We start from the raw sequence: 15,120 nt of genomic DNA, 5'->3' as shown, positions 1-15,120 counted from the left end.
TCCCTTGTGTGCTCACGCACTGGACGATTCGGAGGATGTTTCAATTCGGTATTTGTCGGTCAGATTGTAAAGTGTAGGACGGGTAACCCCGAGCAGCCTTGAGGCTTTCGCCATGTTAAAACTGCAGGTCTGTAACGCTTGCACAATGGCTGCCCGCTCAGCATTTTCCCGAACCTGTCGCAGATTCAGCTGCTTTTCCGGGCACGGCTCATCCGCTGCCAGTTCCAGATCTTCAGCCGTTACCCGTTTGCCTTCGGCCATAATTGTTGCCCGCTTGACCTTATTGATCATTTCCCGGACGTTGCCGGGCCACGAGTAATTGCTGATGGCGTTAACGGCATCTTCACTGAATGCCAGATTTGGGCGGTCCATCTGTTTGCCAAGCGATTTGAGCAACGATTGGGCAATAACGAGGGCATCACCGTCGCGGTCCCTCACGGCGGGTACATCCAACGTGATTTCGCTGATTCGGTAGTAAAGGTCTTCCCGGAATTCACCGCCATCTATCAACTGCCTGACATCACGATGGGTCGCGCATACAACGCGGACGTCCACTGGTACAGGGTTGACCGAGCCAACGCGATCAACGACCCGTTCCTGGAGAAATCGTAGAAGCTTCGCTTGCAGCGCCATGGGCATGTCGCCAATTTCGTCCAGGAAGAGTGTGCCGCCGTTAGCGCTTTCAATTTTTCCTTTTTTGGATTGAGTTGCCCCTGTGAAAGACCCTTTCTCGAACCCGAAAAGCTCACTTTCAAGCAGGTTTTCAGGAATGGCCGCGCAGTTAATGGCGGCGAAGGGTTTTTCACGGCGGTGGCTAAGATCGTGAAGAGCACGTGCGAGCAGTTCTTTGCCGGTGCCCGTTTCACCTTTGATTAACGTAGTCACATCGGTAGGGGCTACTTTTTCCAGCGTACGGCAGATCGACAGCATTTGTGGGCTGGAGCCGACAATGCCCTTGATATTGGCGCCATTACCTTGCATTCCGAGCTCTCTGTTTTCTTTCTCAAGCTCGGCAAGTCGGAAGGCCCGGTTAACGACAAAGGTGAGTATGTCGGCGTCCAGCGGTTTCTGGTAAAAATCCGAAGCGCCCATGCCAACCGCTTTCACTGCGTTTTCTTTGTCTTCACGGCCAGTGACTACGATAACTTTTGTCATGGGCGCCAGCTGAAGAATGTCTTCAAGGAGACGGAACCCTTCAGTAGCTCCTCCAGGATCCGGAGGAAGGCCAAGATCAAGTGTTACCACCTCCGGCTCTTCTCGTCGTAGGCACGTCAGGGCAGACTCTCTATCCGACGCTACGGATACATCGAGGTCTTCACTGAAACACCACCGCATCTGGCTCTGCAGGCCTGGGTCGTCTTCTATTATCAAGAGTCGTCTGGTCACAACAGCAACAAGTCCTTTGTAGTGATACTTCCACCCACCTGATTCTCAACCGAACATTGACACTTTGCAATGTCGATTTGAAATTCAGCTCCACGCCGGCATTTAATTGGCGCTTTGCAGCGGGTCTTCCGGAACAGAAACCGGCTGTAGGTCTCTAAGGTCTTCCACTTTGGGCTTTTCGGTAGCCAAAGGGATTCTCACCGAGAAACAGGAGCCAAGACCTGGCTCACTGGTTACGTCAATGTTGCCTCCGATCTTCCGGATATATTCTCGTGCCTGGTAGGCGCCAATACCCATACCCGTTAGGCCCTTTGTGCTCTCAAACGGTTTGAACAGCTGGCTGGAAATGAATTCTTTGGTCATTCCTGTTCCAGAATCCTGGATAAACAGCACCACGTTGCCTCTGGCGATTTTCAAAGTGATCGATATTTCACCATCATTCGGTGTGGCGTCCTGAGCATTCTGGATCAGGTGGCCGAGTACACTCCTAAGTTGTTCTGTGTCGGCTTTGATCATGACATCCGGAGCATCGCCTTCTAGATGAGGAGCGGGGGTTTGGTGCTGATGGTGTTCGATGAGATCTGTCACGAGATCTGTCAGATTCAGCAACTTGAGTTGACTCTCATCATCGCTGCTCGGTCTCCTAATATGATCCACCAGACCCGACATTTTGCGAACGGCATGGTCCGTGGTGTTGATCATGTCGTCGATGAACGCGGGATTATTCCTATGTTTCGGAGCGTTCTTTACCAAAAGAGAAAGCTGTGCAATTACGGTTTTGAGATCGTGAACCATAAACGCGGAGGCTTTGCTCACCGCCTCGAATTGCATTGCTCGGGAGAGCCGGTTCTGGGCATCCGCCTGGGCCAACAGGTTGCAGGTTTGCCGGGCAACGACCTTGATAAGGTCAAAGTTTTCCCAATTAAGCTCAACACGTGCGTAGGGATTACCTACTAATGCCATGCCATACAGATCGTTGCCCAGGTATAGAGGGATAATCAGCCAGGCATCAGGGGTTTTCGCGATGGCGTCTGGTATTTCAAGCAGGTTGTAGCTGACCGGGTCTGCCCCGTACTCGTGCAAATCGACAATCCACTCACGATCTGAAAAGAAGCGCACCAGTTCTGCATCGTGGTCGATCATTGTATGTTTTGGGGTCGACAGATTGATGGATGCTTTAAGCACATAGGCATCCCTTTCGCCTTTCAGCCAAATCGCCCCTCCGTTACTTTCTACCAGTCCGGCAAGAATTCGGATAACCCGTTCTGGGAGGGGCGGATCGTTGCTGAGATCGGCCAGTTCCCGAGTCATTTTCAGCCATTCTTCCCGGTAATCGTATTTATAGTCGAAGAAATTCTGGCTGATCAGAACCATGAGTCTGGCCCTGATACGGCGGGACAGAAGCAGCGTTGCAAGGAATACCAGGGAAATGGTCAGGAAAAGAACCTGCAGTGCTTCGCCCCAGTTGCCCCCCAAAGCCCGAACGTAATAACCACCCATAGCCAGGAAGAGCAGGTAACCGCCCGCAAAGACAAGCGTACTGGCATGGAAAACCGCTGTTCGGGACAGCTGGAACTCGATCGGCTGTTTTCGGGTGTTGATAACGTTGACCGCAAACAGGGGCACCATGGTGGCATTTATAAAGCCGCGGGCGTTCCAGAAGGAGTCCGATACCTGGCCGAAGAGCAGTGCATCGGTATACATGAAGAAATCGAATGCGAAGATGGTGATGACCCCGATGCACAGATATTTCATGCTGGAGCGGCCGAGACCGGTGGAGTTTCGCCAGATCTGTTCAATAACAGAGAGCCCGAGAAGGGAAAGTCCGATTTGGCCAAGAATCTTTGCTTTGCCGCTGAGCAGTTCCAGCGCCAGAAAATACTCCAGTACGCCGACAACCAGCAAACCGGCAATCAGAACGCCGCCACCAAGCGCCATCATGGAGCGTACGCGGGTATTGAGACCAGATGATTTAAAGGAATCCCTCAGGATCGCGAAGAGGAGCAGTAACCAGGAAGCATCCCTGAGAAGCTCAAGGAGGTAACGGATCAGAAAGTCTGGCTGGCCAAAAAGGCTCTGTGTGACAAGCGCCGCGGCCCATAGGAAAGAAATAATGGCCGCAAGAAAGAGCGCGCGGTCGACGTTTCGCCGCAGATATCGAGTGCCAACGATAATTGCCAGCAACAGAAAGCAGATTGCTGCTGCTCCGTGGCTTATAACGCCCAAATCCCTGAACATCTCGTGCTTCCCGTAGTTAATCCACTTTTATATTGAGCGGATTATTGAGGGTGATCAAGCAAGTCGACTGTAACGAAAATTGAACACTTATTTCTAGTGGTGTCGGCAGTCTTTACACATGCGGCCAGAAAAGTGTGGTCCCTACATACTACACCTGATGAGCATTACGTCGCTGCCGGCATGCTTAATTTCTCGGTATCGGGCTATGAAGGCGCGGGGCTTTTTGTTGGAAACAGTCAAACCGGCCTCTTGTTCTCCCGATAAAACCGGAAAATCTCCTTCAGCGGCCGCTTGGGCTCAAACCCGAACTCATTAACAAACGCCCGCCCGTCAATCACCACCGGATACTTGAAGAACGCCATCAGATAGGACGGAAAGCTCTTCAGCTTCAAGGTGCCAAGTATCATCTTCGGAATCATCGGTGGGATGGAGGGCACCTGAATCCGTTTGCAGCCACAAAGCTTGAGCGCGTGCTGGTACGCCACCCAGTCCTGCGGAGCCACGTTGTACACGCCACGTGTCGGTTTTTTATACGCCAGTACAATGGCATCGGCCATGTCGTCGATATGGATAAACTGCATCATGGGTGAAAAGCCCGCCAACACCGGTGCGCGTTCGCTGGCCAGGAGGGTGCTGATGGTGTTTCGCACGCCCGGGCCCACGATATTGCAGGGGCGCAGAATGGTGATGTTCAGCTCCGGGTAGCGCCACAGGTAGATGTTGGCCAGATTTTCCAGTTCCACGGAGTCAATCAGGTCGGCACTGAGTCCGGCGCTCTTGAGCGGTGCTGCTTCATCAATGAGTGCTGGGTTGTAGGCCACCGCTCCGTAGACGTGGAACGTGGAGAGCACCACCACCCGCTTGATGCCGTACTTGTGGCTCAGGTCCAGCAGTTTCTGGGTGCCCAGCACATTGGCGTTGTAGCGCCGCATACGGGTCAGCTGGCTGGACATGATCCGCCCCATGTGGATTACGCCATCAAACTGGTAGCGCCGGAACAGGTCCTCGAATACCCGCTTGTTGAAATCGATGCAGTAGCTGGGGATGTCGTCGCCCAGGTAGACCTGTTCCCGGAAATCCACGGCGACCAGGTCGCAGGTATCCCTGAGCTGTTCGATGACCTGTTGGGCGAGTGCACCGGCAGCGCCGGTAATCAGGATGTGCGGTCTGCGTTGTTCGGTCATCAGAAAAGCCTTTTTCGTTCGCTCAGTCCCTTGTCGATCAGCCGGCTGATCTCGGCCTTTACCTTCTCCACGCGTTCGGTGACCTGTTCTTCGGGGATTTCCAGATCGTCAAAGTACATTGGGGCTCCGAAGTTCAGGTGTACCTTTGCCGGCAGCACCACGGGCATGGCAACCGGAGCGTAGGGGATGCCCAGGGCCTTAGCCAGGGGCTTAATGTTGGCGATGGCCGGGATGGTTTCCTCGCAGCCGACCACGCCCACGGGCACAATCGGCGCCTTGTACTTCATGGCCAGGTGCATGAAGCCGTTGCCAAATCGTTTGAGCTGGTAGCGGTCCTGGTAGAGTTTTCCGGAGCCGCGTACACCCTCGGGGAACACAATTACGGCTTCGTTGTTGGCGAGCATCTTGGCGCAGTTGACCGGGTCGCCCAGCACGGCGCCCACTTCATTCAGCAGGTTGCCCAGCCAGGGCACAGTCGGGAAAAAGCGTTCAATCATTGCCCTTGGAATGCGGGGATCTTTTTCGCGGGAGGCGAGGGCGTAGCCAATCAGCAGGCCGTCGATAGGCAGTTGCCCGCTGTGGTTGGCGATAATCAGTACGGGCCCATCAGCGGGAATGTTCTCGACGCCGTGCGCCTGTACCCGGAAGTATTTCTCGTAGATCTGTTTGGTGAGCGAAAGCCCGTATTTCATGGCTTCGTTGTTGTAGCCCCAGGGGTCGTAGCCCAGGCTCCCGATGGGTTTGCGGATGCGGTTGATATGCTCCTCCAATTCCGCGGGAACCAGTCGGGTTTTGAGAAACGATGCCAGGCTCATGATTTCCTTCCAATGAATACGCCTAATGTGTGGCTTTGCCCATTATTTAGCACCCGGTAATCGCTGGCGGCATTGGCGGTTTCGACGCACACCATGGACTGCCAGGCCGTATCCGGAAAATCCGACAGCCTGGCTGCTTTCGCCGGGCCCGGGTTCCAGACGACGGTCGAGTCGCTGCCCACGGCGGAGAGTTTGCGACCGCTTCGGGGTGTCACGATGGTCAGGGGCTCGCCACTCTCGTAGATACGGTCAGTTTCGCCCTCGAAGTACACCGGCCCCTCCTGGTTGCGGTATTCCCAGTTATCCAGGGTGTCGATGTACTGGCTGTTTCCAAGGCCCAGCACCCGAGTGCGGGTTATGTCGCTGGTGGGCAGATAGGTATGGAGCGCCTGGGTAAAGGCGAGCGGATCTTTGCCCAGGTTTGTGGTGGTCAGCGCCAGCTGGCAGCCCCGGATGGAAAAGCTGAAAGTAAGCAGTGCGAGCGCATGGCCAATCCAGACATCGCTGAAATCTTCATTGGCATCCAGGGAAAGGCTGATTTCTACCTCGTGGGCGTTCTCCCGGACATCTTCCAGTTTCCAGAGCGCGGTGCGGGCAAACCCGTGGGCTTTGTCGGTGTGGATACGCTTGCGAACTTCCGGCGCATTGCGGGCCGGATCACCGAACCAGGGCCAGCAGACCGGAATGCCTCCACGAATGGCACGGCCAGGCTCGTAGCGGGCGGTTGGGCTCATCCACAGCCAGTCAGATTCGTCCTGGGGCTTGAAGCTTGCCAGGTGGGCGCCCTGTAAAAACAGGGTGGCCTGGAACAAGGGGTGGTGTACCTCAAGGGCTTCCAGTTGCCCGATCGTTTTCCAGCGCGTGAAGGACCATTGGCCCGGAGACAGTGAGAGCGGTGGCCTGTTACTGCTTTCTGACATGGTTATCTGCTAAGTGAAACCGGTTAAGTGTATTTGCCTACACAGAGAGTAAATTAAAACTCCCGCCCCGGCGAGAATTGCGCCTAAAATACGCTCAAATTTTGCGCGAGGCCCGCCGATGGAAACGCCGGTAATCATCCCGATCCACGATCCCCTTATCACCCCTTTGCATAGCGCCGAGGATGCGGTGGCAGGCAGTGATGTCCAACTGATGGACCCTGCGCCGGATCAACGTGCGGCCTTGCCTGAGGACTGGCTGGATGAGCTGGCTTCGGGGCTGAGTGAGCAGGGTTGGATGTCGCTGGATGTGCGATTACAGCTGGGGGCCAACCTGCTGGCGGCACTGAAACAGGAAGTGCAGATTCTGGATCGTACCGATGCCATGAAAAAAGCCGGCATTGGCCGCGGCAATGATCTGGTGCGTGACCGGTCGGTGCGGCGCGACAAGATTGCCTGGCTGCAAGGCATTACAGCTCCTCAGGCCGCGCTGTTCGGGTTTTTTGAGTCCATTCGGCAGGGTCTGAATCAAAGGCTGTTTCTGGGGCTGAAGCGATTCGAGACTCATTATGCTACCTACCACTCAGGTGATTTCTATAAACAACACCTGGACAGCTTTAAGGGCAGGGCATCCCGGGTGGTGAGTCTGGTGCTTTATCTGAATGAAGATTGGCAGGCAGCCGACGGTGGCGCCCTTCAGGTTTTCAACCGAGACAACGATCAGGAAGTGTGCGGAACCGTGTTGCCCGAGGCAGGACGAATGGCCTTGTTCATGAGCGAGGAAATTCCTCACGAGGTGTTACCGGCAAACCGCACTCGTTACAGTCTGGCCTGCTGGTTCCGCCAGGATGAAGTGCCGCTGCCTTTACAAGGATGATGCTGACGGGCGTGCTGATTTGTCATTGTAGTGTGCAAACCCTTTTGCTAATATGCGCGCCGCTTTCGGGGAATTGTCCCGGAACGCCGTTATGGTGGCTCCATTGGTGCCTCCGCAACATGAAACCGTGAACCCGGTCAGGCCCGGAAGGGAGCAGCCGCAGCGGTGGAATTGTGTGCCGGGGTGTCGCTGATGGAGTCACCCCCAGTTTTCTCTCCTCTCCTGTTTTTTCTTCTGATTATCCTTGATAGCCATGGACTTGTGAGCGCGCTTCCGGAATCAAGTCTGCTTCTTCTGGATCTTTGTCCGTGCTAAGGTTAAACCCGTTTTTCACTGCAGTTGGCGGAACATGAGCTACCAGGTACTTGCCCGTAAATGGCGCCCACGCACTTTCGAGGATATGGTGGGCCAGGAACACGTGCTCCAGGCGTTAATTCACGCCCTGGAAAGCCAGCGTCTTCATCATGCTTATCTGTTCACGGGGACCCGTGGGGTAGGCAAGACCACCATTGGGCGCCTGCTTGCACGCTGCCTCAACTGCGAAACCGGCGTAACCCCGAACCCCTGTGGTGAATGCTCGAGCTGCCAGGAGATTCAGGAAGGCCGGTTTGTGGATCTGATTGAAATCGACGCCGCGTCCCGGACCGGCGTTGATGATATGCGTGAGCTGACGGATAACGTCCAGTATGCGCCCACGCGTGGCCGCTACAAGGTGTACCTCATTGACGAGGTGCACATGCTGACGAACCAATCGTTCAACGCTTTCCTGAAGACCCTTGAGGAACCGCCGGAACACGTCAAGTTCCTGCTGGCAACGACCGATCCCCAGAAACTGCCGGTCACAGTGCTCTCCCGGTGCCTGCAGTTTAATCTCAAACGCATGACGCCGGAGCACATCGCAGGCCATCTGCGTCATGTACTGGGTGCCGAGGAAATTCCATTTGAGGAACCGGCCCTGTGGCTCCTGGCCCGGGCTGCGGACGGCAGTATGCGCGATGCTTTGAGCCTCACCGATCAGGCCATCGCCTTTGGCAACCAGAAGCTGTCCGCCAGTGATGTCAGTAATATGCTGGGGACGATTGATCAGCGGGATATTGAACGCATTGTGAATGCACTCGTTGAAGGCGACGGCCCGGCCTTGCTGGCGGAAATCAGCCGGATTTCGGACTTTGCACCGGATTACAGTGTGATCCTCGCCGATCTGCTATCGCTCTTTCACCGGGTGACCATGGAACAGGTGGTTCCGGGCAGTGCCGATAACGCCCTCGGTGATGCCGAGCAGGTTCAGGCTCTGGCTCGCAAGCTCAGTGCCGAGGATGCCCAGCTTTTTTACCAGTCTGCGCTGATCGGGAGGAAAGACCTCACCATCACACCGGATGCCCGGATGGGGTTCGAAATGACCCTGCTCCGGATGCTGGCCTTTCGGCCCGGGGCTGATCGGCGCGAGCCGCCCGCTATAAGCTCCGGCGGTCAGTCTGCGGCCTCCGAGCCACGGGATGAGCCCGACCCGGCGCCGAGACCAGAAGCAGAATCAGAACAGCCTGAAACGCAGCAGCCACAGTCTGAGGCGTCGACGGAAGTGGCTGAGGAGCCGGTTCGAGAGGCCAGCCAAACCCCCGTACAGCCAGAGCCGGAACCGGAACCCACACCTGAGCCCGAGCCCGAAATGCCGGTCGCCCCGCCTGTTTCGGAGGAGGATGCCTCCTGGCTGGCCAGCCTTGATGCCCAGGCCGAGGCGGCTGGAGAGTATGAAGAAAACTACCCTCTAAGCGATGACGCGCCGGTTATGGAAGAGCCGGCACTTGACGTCGCCGACGAGCCGGTTGATCAGCCCGCGCCGGCTCCGGAGCCCGCGTTTGTGGAGCCGGAGCCAGCGCCCGAACCAGCGATAGAACCAGCAGTTGAGCAAGAGCCTGTGCCGGAGGGCGAATTTGTGTGGCACCGGGATTTCCGGAGTCTGGACATTGTTGGTATGCCCGGTAATCTCGCCAGTCACGGCGCCATGTCGCGGGATGGGGATGTAATTACCCTGACAATCGACGAGGGCCACGCCCGGCTGCTGAACAGCCGGCACGAGGAAAAGATTCTCGCTGCCTTGAGAAACCGCTTTGGCGACTCCATTCAGTTACGTACCGAGCACGGTAATCCCGGCCCACACACGCCTGCGGCTTATGAGGAACGCCAGCGGAAGGCCCGCCAGGAAGCGGCGGAGGCGTCCATTCGCCAGGATCCGGTCGTAAAGTCTATTGTTGAACGATTCGAGGCGCGGGTAGTCGAAGAGAGTATCCGACCGGCCGAGACAAGCAGGAGATAAGTTATGATGAACAATATGGGCGATATGATGAAGAAAGCCCAGAAAATGCAGGAAGAGATGCAGAAGGCCCAGGAGGAAATTGCCAAGGCAGAGGTGACTGGCGAAGCCGGTGCCGGTCTGGTCAAGGTTACCATGAATGGCCGCCACGACGTTCGTAAAGTGGACATCGACTCATCGCTGATGTCAGAGGAAAAGGACATCTTGGAAGACCTTCTCGCCGCTGCAGTAAACGATGCCGTTCGCCGCGTTGAGGAAAACCAGAAGGAGAAGATGTCCGGTATGATGTCGGGCATGGGCCTGCCACCCGGCTTCAAAATGCCGTTCTGAATTTTACCCTGCCGTCGTTTGAGGACCTTTCATGGCGTTCAGCCCGCTGGTTGATGAGCTTGTAGAATCCCTTCGTTGCCTCCCCGGTGTTGGTCAGAAAACTGCCCAGCGCATGGCTTTCCATTTGCTCGAGCGTGGCCGCTCGGGCGGTACCCGGCTTTCCGAGGCATTGAGCCAGGCCATGACCGGTGTACGTCGCTGCGAAAGCTGTCAGAACTTTGCGGACACCGAAGTCTGCGGCATCTGTGAAAATCCTCAGCGCCGCACCGGGACGCTGTGTGTGGTGGAAAGTCCCTCGGATTTGCTGGCCATCGAGCAGGCGGGTGATTACCGGGGTGGTTATTTTGTCCTGATGGGACACCTGTCGCCCATCGATGGCGTGGGGCCTGAAGAAATCGGCATCGAACGCCTGCTGAAAAGGATCCGCGATGAAGGTGTTACGGAACTGATCCTGGCGACCAACCCGACCGTGGAAGGCGAGGCTACCGCCCACTACATAGCGGATCGTCTTGATGGCCAGGGGATCCTGATTACCCGGCTCGCCCATGGCATTCCGGTGGGTGGCGAGCTGGGCTATGTTGACGGATTTACCCTGACGCACGCATTCCGTGGCCGCAAGCCGCTCTCCGATTGAACCAGAACAAATAATCCTACCAGGCACGTTTATGGATATTTCTGCCCACGCCTCGATGGCTGTTGACGTTCCCCCGGCCCCGGCCAGCATTCATTGGGTCCGGGAGCCGCAGGCGCTGGACCAATGGCTGGAACGATCACCTGGCAAACCTCTGTCTCTGGACACTGAATTCGAGAGGGTAAACACCTTCTATCCGATTCCGGGCCTCGTTCAGCTGGGACTTGGTGGTGAGTTCTGCCTGGTGGACCCTTCCGTTGCGGAGAAATCCCGACGTTTCCGGGAAATACTGGCAGATCCGGGCACCCCTAAGCTCCTGTACGCCATGAGCGAAGACCTGGAATTGTTCCGCCAGTGGCTCAACATTGAGCCTGCCGGTGTGATAGACCTTCAAATTGGTGCTGCAATGGCCGGAGCCGGGTTTTCCCTCGGTTACGCGAGGCTGGTGGAAACTCTTTTTGGCGAGACGCTGGACAAGTCCGCCACCCGCTCCGACTGGCTGGCAAGACCATTGAGCGACGACCAGCAACGCTATGCGATCGACGATATCCGTTTTCTGGAGCCGATGTACCAGTGGGTTAGCCAATTATTGCGTGATCGCGGGCTAGAGGCGGCCCTCGTGGAGGAGTCGGCTCGTTTTGCCGATGAGCTGGCAGGGCAGGAAGATCCGGACAACCATTACCTGAAGCTGCGCGGAGGCTGGACGCTTTCTGCCCAGCAGCAGGGGGTGCTCAGAGAACTGGTTCGTTGGCGCGAACTGGAATGTCAGCGGCGGGACCGGCCGAGGAACAGGGTGCTGGCTGACGCTCTACTGATTGCCATTGCGGAAAGGCTGCCCGGTTCACTCAAGGAGCTTTCCAACATTCATGGTGTCCCTTCCGGCGCTGTCCGCCGATACGGTGAAACCATCCTTGAGCTTGTTAGCCGGGGGGCGACCGCGGATAATTCCTCCCTTGAGAGGATCGCGCCACCATTGTCACGGGATCAGCAGGGCTTCTTCAAACAGTTAAAGCGTCTTTTCAGGAAAGCTTCAGAAGATGCCGATATTCCGATGGAATTGCTGGCGCCCAGGAAGCGTCTTGAGAAGGTTGTGCAGCATCCCGATCTGGCGAAACATGAATTTTTCCAGGGCTGGCGGGCGCAAGTTCTCGCGCCGGTTCGCGCTGATATCGAGGAATTGCTGAAGTCATGAAAGAGCGAGAGTTCGTTTCCGTTTTCCGCAGCAGCAAGAAGAACGACACCTACCTTTTCGTTCGCCGCGGCCAGAACTGGGAGGATCTTCCCGAGAGCCTCCGGGGTATCTTCGGGCAGCCGGTCCACTCCATGGACCTCGTGCTGACACCCGACCGTAAGCTGGCACGAACCACTGGAAAGCAGGTTCTGGAAGCGATCGACGAGAAGGACTTTTTTCTGCAGATGCCGGAAGAGCAGGAAAGCTATGTGGTGGACTTCAAGCGTAAGCTGGAGCAGCGCAATCCATGATTGCCCAGGTGCCGTTCTGGCAGCGTAAACGCCTGAATGAGATGACGGCGCAGGAATGGGAATCTCTCTGCGACGGTTGCGGCAAGTGTTGCCTCAACAAACTGGAAGACGAAGACACCGGTGAGGTTTACCACACCGACCTTGTCTGCCGTTATATGGACGAGGAAACCTGCCAGTGCACCGTTTATGAAGAACGGCTAAAGAAAGTGCCGGGCTGCACAGTGCTGACACCGGATACCGTCAGCGACTACCATTGGTTGCCATATACCTGCGCCTACCGAACGTTGGCTGAAGACCGGCCGCTGGCCGACTGGCATCCTCTGCGAAGCGGGGATCCGGGCTCCGTTCACGAGGCAGGCGTTTCGATTCGCCACAAGGTCATCTCAGAGGACCGCGTGCCGGAAGAAGACTGGGAAGAACACATCATTCACTGGATCCTGTAATGATTGATACTGATGCACAACTGGCCTACGGGATATTCTGGGCCGCCTACGCCATCGCTTTTGTCGTGTTCTTTTACATGATGAAGAGCCTTGTGCGTTTCCTTCCGTTTTACGGGGTTCGTACCCTGATTCTTGCCGCCCTGGTGGCCTTGCTGCTTACCCCGGTGGAGTCGCCGGAACTGGCCGACTGGTGGATTCCGGCCTGGCTGTTTGGCGGTTACGAAATGATTCTCGGCGACGCCGACGCTTCAGGTCGGGCGCTGTTCAATCTCGGTCTGGCTGGATTGGTAATGTTGCTGGTCTGGGTACTGGATCTGGTTCGTTACCGCCTGGTTCGCAAGTAAATCGGGAAAACAATAAAAGGATGGATGCCTTGAGAGAGATGACATCGAGATGGTTGGGCCTGTTCGCGGCTTTTCTCGCGCTCAGCTTGTCTGGCGGGCTTGGCGCCCAGGAAAGTGATGACGTTCAACTGCCAGAACAGTCGGACGTGCGAATCATTGTCGATATCTCGGGTTCCATGAAAGACACCGATCCGGAAAACCTTCGTCAGCCGGCAGTCCGCCTGCTCGCCCGGCTCCTGCCTGAGGGAGCCACCGCCGGTGTCTGGACTTTTGGGCAATACGTCAACATGCTGGTGCCGCACCAGGAAGTGACCGATGCCTGGCGGGATATGGCCATCCAGCGCTCCGCGAAGATCAATTCGGTTGCCCTCAGAACCAACCTTGGCGCGGCTATTGAGACGGCAAGCGATGACTACTTTACGGATGGCGATCTGGGGCAGACCCACTTTATCCTGCTAACTGATGGCAAGGTCGATATCTCCGACGATGCCGCCGCCAATACGGCAGAAGAGAAACGGATTCTGGACACGATTGTGGCGGATCTCATCGAGCGGGGCGCCACGTTTCACCCTGTAGCCCTGTCAGAGGCTGCCGATACTGACTTTCTGAAGGCCCTGGCGACGGAGTCCGGCGGTCGTTTCCAGGTGGCGGATACAGCAGATGCGCTGAACCTGGCATTTCTTCAGGCATTGAATACCGCGGTCCCACAGGAGCAGATTCCCATTGAGGGCAATGGCTTTACTGTGGACGAGGGCGTTCGTGAGTTTACCGCCCTGATTTTCTGGGGCGAGTCTGAAACCTCTGCCACCCGGGAGCTTGCCCTCGTGCGCCCGGACGATCGGGTCGTTAATCTTTCGGAGTTTCCCGACAACGTCCGGTGGGCCAGGGAAGCCGGTTATGATCTTATTACGGTCAATGAGCCGTTGGCAGGGCAGTGGCGCATTAATGGCGAACTCGGAGAGGGCAGCCGGGTTACGGTCGTTAGCGATCTGAGGATGGTGGTCAATCCTCTGCCTCCATCATTCACATTGCAGGAGCCCCTCAAGCTCCGGGTCGGCTTTTTCGAAGAAGGGGAGAAAATCACTAATCCCGATTTTCTGGGTGTGATTGAGGTCAGCCTCAGTATCACCTCCGAGGATGGCAGAAGTGGAACCAAGGTATTGTCGGGAGAGCAGCCGCCGGAAGACGGCACTTACCGGGATACGGTAAGTCGTTTGCCAGCCGCGGGCCTCTACACCTTTGACGTGGTGGCCGATGGCCAGACCTTCAGCCGCAAGTTCAGCGCCACCGTCGGGTTTACGATGCCTGAAGGGGCTGAGCCCGCTGATCAGCCGGCTGAATCGCCGGAGCCGGAGGTGACAGAACCGGCACTCGCCCCTGAGCAGTCTGAACCGGAGCCGCCGGTGTCTCAGCCGGAGCAATCCGGGCAGGAACCGGCGATTACATCGCCCATCGACGTAAGCGAGGTGGAGGAGCCAGAGACGCCAGCGGTCCAGGAGCCTGAACCGGCCCCTGAGGAGCCGGAAGACGCGGAACCTGATTTTGCCGTGCCTTTGTGGATGGTCGGCGCAGCCGGCGGTGGGCTTCTCTTCATTGGCGGTCTGGTCTGGTTTGCCATCCGTAAGCGTAAACAGGATCAGCAGGCGCAAGAGAAAGCAGCATCAGAGCGCGAAACACTTGAGGATCTGCAGGAAGAGACCGAACCCGAACCAGAACCCGAGCCGGAGGCAGTCTCAGAGCCGGAAGAGGATGTCGAAGCCGAGGAAATCCCTGAGGTAACCGAGGAAGCATCTGAGGAGGATATGTCTGAGCTGGAGGCCGTCATTGATGAACATGAGGCCGCTCTGAAGTCGGAAGATGAAGCGCTTACGGAACCAGAGATTGAACCGACCGACGAACTGGAAGAGGACATCCCGGTAGCGGATACCCCGGTGGAGGAAGAGCCTGCGGATATGGACGAGGATATCCCGGAGCTGGAGGATGTCGCCGATCCCTCCGACGCTGATGCGCAGGAAGACGATGACGAGGAAGAGTTCGGGCTTGAGGATTTCGATCTGTCCGAGTTCGACGATTTACCCGATTATGATCAGGACGAGTCCGGATTGCCCGAAGACGACGCGAAAAAGAAACCTGATCAGAAAGACCAGAAAAAGTAACCAACA

General features: G+C 56.6%; 14 protein-coding genes and 1 other RNA gene. 10 read left to right on the top strand and 5 right to left on the bottom strand.

The features are described 5' to 3' along the window. Positions 1-12 precede the first annotated feature (12 nt). From prsR to AC13E3_RS19290, 5 genes are all read right to left on the bottom strand, one after another. Positions 13-1,386 carry a PEP-CTERM-box response regulator transcription factor gene (gene prsR, locus AC13E3_RS19310; protein WP_482902369.1) on the bottom strand — a complete coding sequence of 458 codons (1,374 nt, stop codon included), beginning with the start codon at positions 1,384-1,386 and terminating at the stop codon, positions 13-15. 102 nt (positions 1,387-1,488) lie between these two features. Continuing rightward, entirely contained in the window at positions 1,489-3,624 is a 2,136-nt protein-coding gene (gene prsK / locus AC13E3_RS19305) for an XrtA/PEP-CTERM system histidine kinase PrsK (RefSeq protein WP_482902368.1), read from the bottom strand. A gap of 236 nt (positions 3,625-3,860) precedes the next feature. Further along, positions 3,861-4,808 carry an SDR family oxidoreductase gene (locus AC13E3_RS19300; protein WP_064226974.1) on the bottom strand — a complete coding sequence of 316 codons (948 nt, stop codon included), beginning with the start codon at positions 4,806-4,808 and terminating at the stop codon, positions 3,861-3,863. Continuing rightward, a complete protein-coding gene (locus AC13E3_RS19295; RefSeq protein WP_482902367.1) occupies positions 4,808-5,623 on the bottom strand; it encodes a lysophospholipid acyltransferase family protein in 816 nt (271 codons plus the stop codon). Before AC13E3_RS19295 ends, AC13E3_RS19300 begins: the two co-directional genes overlap by 1 nt. Further along, positions 5,620-6,543, bottom strand: a complete 924-nt coding sequence (locus tag AC13E3_RS19290; RefSeq protein ID WP_482902366.1) for a D-hexose-6-phosphate mutarotase — start codon at positions 6,541-6,543, stop codon at positions 5,620-5,622. The genes AC13E3_RS19295 and AC13E3_RS19290 overlap by 4 nt, the downstream gene beginning before the upstream one ends. A gap of 118 nt (positions 6,544-6,661) precedes the next feature. Between AC13E3_RS19290 and AC13E3_RS19285 the strand changes: the two genes are divergently transcribed. The 10 genes from AC13E3_RS19285 (at position 6,662) to AC13E3_RS19240 (ending at position 15,114) form a co-directional block, all read left to right on the top strand. Next, positions 6,662-7,417 (top strand): 2OG-Fe(II) oxygenase, encoded by a 756-nt coding sequence (locus tag AC13E3_RS19285; RefSeq protein ID WP_482902365.1) that lies wholly within the window; start codon positions 6,662-6,664, stop codon positions 7,415-7,417. A gap of 101 nt (positions 7,418-7,518) precedes the next feature. Continuing rightward, positions 7,519-7,615, top strand: an RNA gene (ffs, locus tag AC13E3_RS19280) — signal recognition particle sRNA small type. A gap of 151 nt (positions 7,616-7,766) precedes the next feature. Then, complete coding sequence (gene dnaX, locus AC13E3_RS19275; RefSeq protein WP_482902364.1) at positions 7,767-9,731, top strand: DNA polymerase III subunit gamma/tau; 1,965 nt, start codon at positions 7,767-7,769, stop codon at positions 9,729-9,731. A gap of 3 nt (positions 9,732-9,734) precedes the next feature. Further along, positions 9,735-10,058 carry a YbaB/EbfC family nucleoid-associated protein gene (locus tag AC13E3_RS19270; RefSeq protein WP_053115401.1) on the top strand — a complete coding sequence of 108 codons (324 nt, stop codon included), beginning with the start codon at positions 9,735-9,737 and terminating at the stop codon, positions 10,056-10,058. Positions 10,059-10,089: 31 nt separating this feature from the next. Further along, on the top strand, positions 10,090-10,692 hold the full coding sequence (gene recR, locus AC13E3_RS19265; RefSeq protein WP_069183494.1) for a recombination mediator RecR: 603 nt from the start codon (positions 10,090-10,092) through the stop codon (positions 10,690-10,692). Between the two features lie 31 nt (positions 10,693-10,723). Further along, positions 10,724-11,881, top strand: a complete 1,158-nt coding sequence (locus tag AC13E3_RS19260) for a ribonuclease D (RefSeq protein WP_482902363.1) — start codon at positions 10,724-10,726, stop codon at positions 11,879-11,881. After that, positions 11,878-12,171, top strand: a complete 294-nt coding sequence (locus AC13E3_RS19255; RefSeq protein ID WP_069183496.1) for a YcgL domain-containing protein — start codon at positions 11,878-11,880, stop codon at positions 12,169-12,171. The genes AC13E3_RS19260 and AC13E3_RS19255 overlap by 4 nt, the downstream gene beginning before the upstream one ends. After that, positions 12,168-12,614 carry a YcgN family cysteine cluster protein gene (locus AC13E3_RS19250; protein ID WP_069183497.1) on the top strand — a complete coding sequence of 149 codons (447 nt, stop codon included), beginning with the start codon at positions 12,168-12,170 and terminating at the stop codon, positions 12,612-12,614. Before AC13E3_RS19255 ends, AC13E3_RS19250 begins: the two co-directional genes overlap by 4 nt. Continuing rightward, a complete protein-coding gene (locus AC13E3_RS19245) occupies positions 12,614-12,958 on the top strand; it encodes a hypothetical protein (RefSeq protein ID WP_482902362.1) in 345 nt (114 codons plus the stop codon). Before AC13E3_RS19250 ends, AC13E3_RS19245 begins: the two co-directional genes overlap by 1 nt. A 20-nt stretch (positions 12,959-12,978) precedes the next feature. Further along, entirely contained in the window at positions 12,979-15,114 is a 2,136-nt protein-coding gene (locus AC13E3_RS19240; protein ID WP_482902361.1) for a VWA domain-containing protein, read from the top strand. Positions 15,115-15,120 lie beyond the last annotated feature (6 nt).

This window comes from Marinobacter sp. L-80, from assembly GCF_056859395.1.
This window is presented reverse-complemented; position numbering and strand designations above follow the sequence as displayed.

Coding starts and splice junctions, on each gene's coding strand:
- prsK (WP_482902368.1), bottom strand. CDS start 3,624: ATGTTCAGGGATTTGGGCGTTATAAGCCACGGAGCAGCAGCAATCTGC.
- AC13E3_RS19300 (WP_064226974.1), bottom strand. CDS start 4,808: ATGACCGAACAACGCAGACCGCACATCCTGATTACCGGCGCTGCCGGT.
- AC13E3_RS19295 (WP_482902367.1), bottom strand. CDS start 5,623: ATGAGCCTGGCATCGTTTCTCAAAACCCGACTGGTTCCCGCGGAATTG.
- AC13E3_RS19290 (WP_482902366.1), bottom strand. CDS start 6,543: ATGTCAGAAAGCAGTAACAGGCCACCGCTCTCACTGTCTCCGGGCCAA.
- AC13E3_RS19285 (WP_482902365.1), top strand. CDS start 6,662: ATGGAAACGCCGGTAATCATCCCGATCCACGATCCCCTTATCACCCCT.
- dnaX (WP_482902364.1), top strand. CDS start 7,767: ATGAGCTACCAGGTACTTGCCCGTAAATGGCGCCCACGCACTTTCGAG.
- AC13E3_RS19270 (WP_053115401.1), top strand. CDS start 9,735: ATGATGAACAATATGGGCGATATGATGAAGAAAGCCCAGAAAATGCAG.
- recR (WP_069183494.1), top strand. CDS start 10,090: ATGGCGTTCAGCCCGCTGGTTGATGAGCTTGTAGAATCCCTTCGTTGC.
- AC13E3_RS19260 (WP_482902363.1), top strand. CDS start 10,724: ATGGATATTTCTGCCCACGCCTCGATGGCTGTTGACGTTCCCCCGGCC.
- AC13E3_RS19255 (WP_069183496.1), top strand. CDS start 11,878: ATGAAAGAGCGAGAGTTCGTTTCCGTTTTCCGCAGCAGCAAGAAGAAC.
- AC13E3_RS19250 (WP_069183497.1), top strand. CDS start 12,168: ATGATTGCCCAGGTGCCGTTCTGGCAGCGTAAACGCCTGAATGAGATG.
- AC13E3_RS19245 (WP_482902362.1), top strand. CDS start 12,614: ATGATTGATACTGATGCACAACTGGCCTACGGGATATTCTGGGCCGCC.
- AC13E3_RS19240 (WP_482902361.1), top strand. CDS start 12,979: ATGGATGCCTTGAGAGAGATGACATCGAGATGGTTGGGCCTGTTCGCG.